Source organism: Cardinium endosymbiont of Culicoides punctatus, assembly GCF_004354815.1.
Taxonomy (GTDB): domain Bacteria; phylum Bacteroidota; class Bacteroidia; order Cytophagales; family Amoebophilaceae; genus Cardinium.
This window is the reverse complement of record NZ_QWJI01000031.1, coordinates 1-6,798: the sequence shown is the minus strand read 5'-3', so window position 1 is coordinate 6,798 and position 6,798 is coordinate 1. Positions and strand designations below refer to the sequence as shown.

General features: G+C 33.8%; 6 protein-coding genes. 3 read left to right on the top strand and 3 right to left on the bottom strand.

Annotation, left to right across the window (positions count from 1 at the left end; all coding sequences use genetic code 11):
• Positions 1-46 precede the first annotated feature (46 nt).
• From CCPUN_RS03925 to CCPUN_RS03915, 3 genes are all read right to left on the bottom strand, one after another.
• Positions 47-277, bottom strand: coding sequence for an NUDIX hydrolase (locus tag CCPUN_RS03925; protein WP_133282276.1), 231 nt, complete (start codon positions 275-277; stop codon positions 47-49).
• 61 nt (positions 278-338) lie between these two features.
• Complete coding sequence (locus CCPUN_RS03920) at positions 339-1,589, bottom strand: SUMF1/EgtB/PvdO family nonheme iron enzyme (RefSeq protein ID WP_133282275.1); 1,251 nt, start codon at positions 1,587-1,589, stop codon at positions 339-341.
• A gap of 169 nt (positions 1,590-1,758) precedes the next feature.
• A complete protein-coding gene (locus tag CCPUN_RS03915) occupies positions 1,759-2,295 on the bottom strand; it encodes a hypothetical protein (RefSeq protein WP_133282274.1) in 537 nt (178 codons plus the stop codon).
• 206 nt (positions 2,296-2,501) lie between these two features.
• Here CCPUN_RS03915 and CCPUN_RS03910 point away from each other — a divergent pair, with 206 nt between their 5' ends.
• The 3 genes from CCPUN_RS03910 (at position 2,502) to CCPUN_RS03900 (ending at position 6,413) form a co-directional block, all read left to right on the top strand.
• The gene (locus tag CCPUN_RS03910; protein WP_133282273.1) at positions 2,502-2,804 is read left to right on the top strand and encodes an iron-sulfur cluster assembly protein; all 303 of its coding nucleotides are present in this window, start codon (positions 2,502-2,504) and stop codon (positions 2,802-2,804) included.
• Between the two features lie 57 nt (positions 2,805-2,861).
• Positions 2,862-5,327, top strand: a complete 2,466-nt coding sequence (locus CCPUN_RS03905; protein WP_133282272.1) for an FtsK/SpoIIIE family DNA translocase — start codon at positions 2,862-2,864, stop codon at positions 5,325-5,327.
• Between the two features lie 312 nt (positions 5,328-5,639).
• Complete coding sequence (locus CCPUN_RS03900) at positions 5,640-6,413, top strand: enoyl-CoA hydratase/isomerase family protein (RefSeq protein ID WP_133282271.1); 774 nt, start codon at positions 5,640-5,642, stop codon at positions 6,411-6,413.
• Positions 6,414-6,798 lie beyond the last annotated feature (385 nt).

The window sequence follows — 6,798 nt, the reverse complement described above, 5'->3', positions numbered from 1 at the left end:
AGCCGTTTTTTATCAAATATAGTGGAAAATCCTCAATGTCAGTCTTTTATCCCATCATATATTTGTACCACCACCAACTATTTGACCAAAATCCTCCCCAAGTTTTTTTTGTATAAGCTCTTTGCTGTATTATAAGCTCTTTTTTAGTATTAAACAAGAAGACAGAAAATCCTCTATGTAATTTAGTGGAAGCATTATGTGCTATTAGCTTCTCTTCTATTCCTAGAACATTATTATCGTCATCGACTAATACAACATGTTGTGCATATCCCATCATGAACCCCTTGATTACTTTACGTGTTGTTTATTGTATATAAAAGCATATAGTAATACTATTACTACTTACCTAAACTAGAAACCACACATCTAAACCCAATGGTAGCAGTAGAGTTGTTTTCATCTAAAAAACGTCGCGTACCTATTTGTAAAAAGCAAGCGCTATCAGCCCAAGAACAGCCTTTATATACTTTAACATGATCATTAATAAGCACTTTATGTGAAGCAGTATAACTATCAGCATTATCCAATAAACCATCCCTCCTTATAGGATTTAGATCGTTTGTATCCTGTAAAGAAAGAGGCCTATACGTGTCAATTACCCAACAACACACATTGCCAACCATATCATATATGCCCAAATCATTTGGCGGATAGCTATAGACATCGGAAGTAGGAGCTATATTATTAGACTCTCCAGCTATCCCTTTATAATTGCCTTTCCCTCTCTTGAAGTTAGCCAAAAACTTACCATCTTTACCTCTATGAGAAGGATTACTCCAAGGATAGATACGTTGATGTGTTTGTAGATAATCCACATTTGCTTTACCAATAATACCCCGGGCTGCATATTCCCACTCTGCTTCGGTAGGAAGACGAAATATAGGTAGTGCCAATTCTATTACCTCCTTATTATAATTATATATATTTTCTTTACCTTTTTCATCTTCTGAAGTAGCATTTTCTGTAGCAGCATTATGTTCCAAACCAGAGGATTGAGTAGAAGTAGTACTAGACTGGATATTTCGCTTTTTATTACGTTGTTTGATTTCACTACCAACAACTTCCGTTCTCCATTTACAGTACTCAGTAGCTTGTTGCCAACTTACACCTACAACGGGATAATACATAAAATAGGGAGAATGAAAGTAATTTTCTAAATATGGATCATTGAAACTAAAAGCTTCTACCCAAACTTTTTGGTTTGGCATAGCGGCATTGTACTGGTCCATCAAGCCTCTTTTTTTTAAATCATCTAGGTATTCTCTATAATCTAGATTCGTAATAGGTGTTTTATCAATGTAAAAAGAATTGACAGTAACAGGTTTCGCATAACGTTCTCCTGCACTAGACTGCTCCTCTCCCATATTGCCCATAATCATATATCCTCCATCTACATAAGCCATATTTTTAAGAAATGGTTCACCCTTAAAAGGAGTCACATGCAACGTATCTGATTGATTAAAACGGCGTCCCGTTGTTAGGCTCACTTTATTGGGTTTTTTATTAGTAGGACGATTTGTTCCAAAGCTAGACGCAAATAGAAAAATTAAAGAACCAATAAAAAAAACGGATCGAGCTATAATTTTCATAATGTTTAGAAATCAATCGTTATAATTATATATGTTATTATAATTATAATCAAGCAAAGAAAAATAACTGCAGTAGATAGTGATCTGCCTGTTTAGGCTTAGCTAAAGCTATCAAAGCTAAATATAAGCATATTCCTTCAATTATTATTGAACAAATCAGTGTTCGTCTTTAAAACTCTTTATTGTAATTCAAAAAAGTCTCTCTGGTAAGCATAAAAGGACGAAGAATAGCCTTAGGAAAATTTTTCATTAAAGGAAGAAAAAAAAGATAAGCTTCCATTTTACTCGAAAAAAAACCAATCCAAACAGTATAATTGGGTTGTCTATAGTTAAGTTCAGGAATATAAGTTGACTGTAATGTTCTTGCCATATCTTGTGACTTTAAAGCCATGCTTCTACTGCTACCCATATAAAGCTGTATAGTGTATCCCTGTATTAGAGGCTTATTTTTATAAGCAATTTCTCTTGCTGCTAAAAGTTTTTCTAATTTAATTTCTTGATTAAATGGCATAGAAAACGGAAGCGGTGGCTCTTTTTTAGTTTTATCTTTTGTGCCTATAAAGCAGGCAATATGTAAAGGTAGCTCTTCTTCATATATTCCTTTTTGGATTTTTTTTAAATCAACCAGACGATTGGATTTTGCGTGGCTTAAATTAAAAAAAGATAAAAGCAAAAGTTGAATTAAATATTTCACTTGACTTTGCATAAGCTTTATGCATTTATTATGAATAACCATTACATTACAAACATAAGTTATGAAATAATTCTGTATAGAGAAAAAAATGCTGATACTTCTTTATTTTAAAATAACTTAAACAGTCTAAATATAGACAATATGTATCTTTTGTTAACGATTGATTATATTGCAACTAGCACAATGGTGCAATCACTCTATAAAAAACATTATACTCTATGATTCAGAAAAATCAAATCATAGAAGCCATTAAACAAGTATATGATCCAGAAATACCTGTAGACATTTACGAGTTGGGGCTTATTTATGAAATAAACATATTGCCGCTTAATAATATTGAAGTCTTGATGACGCTTACTTCTCCAAACTGTCCAGCAGCAGATACGATACCTATCCAAATAGAAGAAAGAATTAGAGCTATAGAGGGCGTAAATGATGTAATGATTCATTTAACTTTCGAGCCGCCTTATACTACAGACCGTATGTCTGAAGCTGCCAAGCTAGAGCTAGGATTTGCTTAATATTAATTTATACTTTATTAAGTGTGTTTTTATTTTAAAATCAATAATATATAATCAATGGCCAGAAATAACTATAAAATTCAACGAGATACTCCGCTTGAAAAAAAAAGAGTCTCTTTTAAGTTATTTAGGTTAGATAAACGTGTAAAAATAGCCATTGGTATTTTCTTACAAGGAGTAGCAATTTTTTTAGCCTTTGCCTTTCTGTCTCACTTCATCCATGGAGATAGTGACCAACATGTTGTTGAATCTTTCAAAGCATTAGGGATAAAAAAATCTGGCGTAGTCACCCAAAATTGGGTAGGTTTTATAGGTGCTTTTACAAGTTATTATTTTGTATACCTATGGTGGGGCGTTACGGCTTTTCTCTTTTTACCAGGTCTGTTCATAATAGGAACAAAGATGGTAACACAAAAAATTTGGTTTGAACTTTCTGTATCAAAGATTATTATAGCTTCCGTTTTTTTTATCTTATGGTTCAATATTTTACTAGGTTATCTGCACACATTTTATCCAAATAATCAACTGCTAACCAGTCAGTTAGGTGGAGTTTCTTACGAGTTAGGTACCCTTTTTAAAGGATTGTTAGGCTATGGAACATTTTTGTTGCTTTTTCTCTTATTGGTAGCTTTTATTGTGATATGCTTTAACATTACCTCATTACCGATGATTCCGTTTTTTACAATGCGAAAAAAAGGGAGCGAAGTTCTTCATCCCCCTCACTTAGACGGTGATTATAAAAATCATAGTGGTGAAGCATTAGAAGATGATATCCTTGAAGACTCAGCATTCCTAGATAAAAAAAAAGAGTATCATATAGTAACGCAAACGACAAGCCATCATGCTACAGCTATGGCAGGGAATTGTTCATCTAAAGAAGATTATGGTAACATTGATTTTGAGGTTATTCCATCTATAAGTAAGGTGCAATCTACCATTCCTATAAGTAAGGAAAACCTTACTATTCATACAAAATCATCTATGGTAGATGGTATTCGAAGTGAAAATTACGATCCTACTTTAGATCTATCTAGTTATAAATATCCTGCATTAGATTTACTAGAAGGTTATGAACAGGGAAGCAGCTCTGTAACCAAAGAAGAATTAGAATCACATAAAAACAATATTGTACAAACCCTTAACAATTTTAAGATAAATATATCCAAGATAAAAGCGACTATTGGGCCCACAGTTACACTTTATGAAATTGTCCCAGAAGCAGGGATCAAAATTTCTAAAATCAAAAATTTAGAAGATGATATTGCACTAAATTTAGCTGCACTTGGCATTCGTATTATTGCTCCTATACCAGGTAAAGGAACTATAGGTATTGAAGTGCCCAATAAAAATCGAGAAATAGTTCCGCTGAGAGAAATACTTGCCTCTGAAAAGTTTTTAAAAGGTAAAATGGAATTACCCATTGTATTAGGGAAAAGTATTTCTAATGATATGTTTATTGCAGATTTAGCCCGTATGCCACATCTGCTTATTGCTGGAGCTACTGGACAGGGGAAATCGGTAGGACTCAATGTGTTGCTTACATCCCTTATTTATAAAAAACATCCCTCTCAACTCAAATTGGTACTGGTGGATCCTAAAAAGGTAGAACTTTCTCTGTATAACAAACTAGAGAACCATTTTTTAGCCAAACTACCAGTTAGTGACGAAGCGATTATTACAGAAACCAAAAAAGTGGTCAACACCCTAAATTCTCTATGTGTTGAAATGGATCATCGGTATGAACTGTTAAAAGAAGCAGGGACAAGAAATATAAAGGAATATAACGAAAAATTTATTAAAAGAGTTCTCCTTCCACAAGAAGGGCACCGGTTTCTACCTTATGTTGTATTGGTAATAGATGAATTCGCAGATATGATGATGACAGCAGGAAAGGAAATAGAAGTCCCTATTGCTCGGCTTGCTCAACTGGCACGTGCCATTGGCATTCATCTTGTTTTAGCCACGCAACGGCCTTCTGTAAATGTTATTACAGGTATCATAAAGGCTAATTTTCCTGTTAGAATCTCTTATAAGGTAAGCTCAAAGATTGATTCAAGAACTATTTTAGATGCCAGCGGGGCAGAGCAGTTGGTGGGCAATGGAGACATGCTACTCTCTATGAATTCTGACATCATCCGCCTACAAACTCCTTTTTTAGACACAGAAGAAGTAGAGCGTGTTTGTAGTTATATTGGTGCTCAAAGAGGTTATCAATCTGCATATATGCTACCTCTTTATGATGAAGAGAATAAAGATGATAGTACTGTTGTAGACCTTCAAGACATAGATCCTTTGTTTGAAGAGGCAGCTAAGTTAATCGTATTACATCAACAGGGAAGTACTTCGTTAATTCAACGCAAACTAAAACTTGGTTACAATAGGTCTGGTAGACTTATAGACCAACTAGAGGCTGCAGGCATAGTAGGCCCATTTGAGGGAAGCAAGGCAAGGGAGGTTTTAGTATCTGATGAAAATACTTTACATGAAATATTAAATGGGTTAGATCGTAAAACCAACTACTAAAATCCTCTTCTTTGTATTTGCGCTATTTCTATATGGCCTTCTTTGTGTTACCAAATTAAATAAGAATGTGGCTTAATAGACTCCAACTAATGGGAAACAAAATGAACAAAAAATTGGTCTGATTTTTTCAGTCCAGTATACCACTATGCTAGAAAAATTTGTTTCACTACTTAAAGTTAGTGTATATTTGAATAGTTCAGACGCTTGTTGCTATAACAATAGGAAAAGTTTGCGTGGCTCAATCCGCCTAGTAGCAATAATGAAATTTACTGATTACATTTACTTGTTAGGCTATAAAAAATTACATCCAACATGGAAAAAATGGAATCGTTACAAAATAATTTAGAAGATGGCATTTTAACCATTACATTTAGATCTGATTCAAAACCTTTTACTTTAACAGAAAAAAGCCTTAGTGAACTACGTAATGTGATTCAGGGAGTATATGACAATGATGAGATAGAAGGTGTAATTATTACTGGATCTGAAGAAGAAGTTTTCGCGCTAGGAACGGATGTTTCTGAGTTGCTTAAGCTAAGTGAATTAAACGCTAGAAAATTTGCAGAAAATGGCCAAGAAGTATTAGCCTTAATAGAGGATTGTCCTAAACCTATTCTAGCTGCTATTAATGGATATGCATTGGGATCTGGATTTGAATTGGCACTAGCTTGCCATTTTAGATTTGCTTCTGAGAATGCTGTTTTTGCTTTTCCAGAAATCACTTTCGGCGTTATTCCTGGCTTTGGGGGCACACAACGGTTAACACAACTACTTGGCAAAACTAAGGCATTAGAATATTTAATGACTGGAAAACGAATTAGTGCAGAAGATGCTGAAAGAATGGGCTTGGTAAGTGAAGTAGTTAGTTACAAAGAAGAAATGCTAAAAAAAGCAAAAAAATGGCTTACAGCTATTGCAAATAATGCAGATCTAGCATTAGGCATGTTGGTAACTTGTGTGAATGCGGCAGAGAATCCTGACGAAAATGGATTCCAAACAGAAGCAAATGGGTTTGCAAATTGTTTTAAGGAACCGAGTCTTAAAGAAAAGCTTATACAAGCCTTGGGAAAATCAGTTTTCTTTTAAACGTTATGGACACAGGTCTTTCGGCAGCATAAGCAACAATCTATAAGTGTATATTTAAAAATCTTTTGGAAAAATTTATATATAACTTTTAAATAAAAGTGCGAAAGTCATGATATGACTAAAAAATGGACCATATTGATTCATAATTGGAATAGCGCCATCGCACATTTTATGATTATATTTGAAGATAGATTTAAATGAATTATGTATATTTACACAATCTTTTCAAAAGCTTCGCTATACTTTAGACAAATCTTTAATTTCTGGTTCTGAAAGACCAGTAATACGAGCAATTTTGACTATATCAAAGCCTTCTGATAGCATTTCTTTGGCTATGTTAACTGCCTTGAGTTGTTCACCTTTTTTTAGTCCCAGTTGTTCACCT

What these genes read in the sequence shown, in the direction of transcription:
- CCPUN_RS03910 (WP_133282273.1), top strand. Translation starts at nt 2,502, where the DNA reads ATGATTCAGAAAAATCAAATCATAGAAGCCATTAAACAAGTATATGAT.
- CCPUN_RS03925 (WP_133282276.1), bottom strand. Translation starts at nt 277, where the DNA reads ATGATGGGATATGCACAACATGTTGTATTAGTCGATGACGATAATAAT.
- CCPUN_RS03915 (WP_133282274.1), bottom strand. Translation starts at nt 2,295, where the DNA reads ATGCAAAGTCAAGTGAAATATTTAATTCAACTTTTGCTTTTATCTTTT.
- CCPUN_RS03905 (WP_133282272.1), top strand. Translation starts at nt 2,862, where the DNA reads ATGGCCAGAAATAACTATAAAATTCAACGAGATACTCCGCTTGAAAAA.
- CCPUN_RS03900 (WP_133282271.1), top strand. Translation starts at nt 5,640, where the DNA reads ATGGAAAAAATGGAATCGTTACAAAATAATTTAGAAGATGGCATTTTA.
- CCPUN_RS03920 (WP_133282275.1), bottom strand. Translation starts at nt 1,589, where the DNA reads ATGAAAATTATAGCTCGATCCGTTTTTTTTATTGGTTCTTTAATTTTT.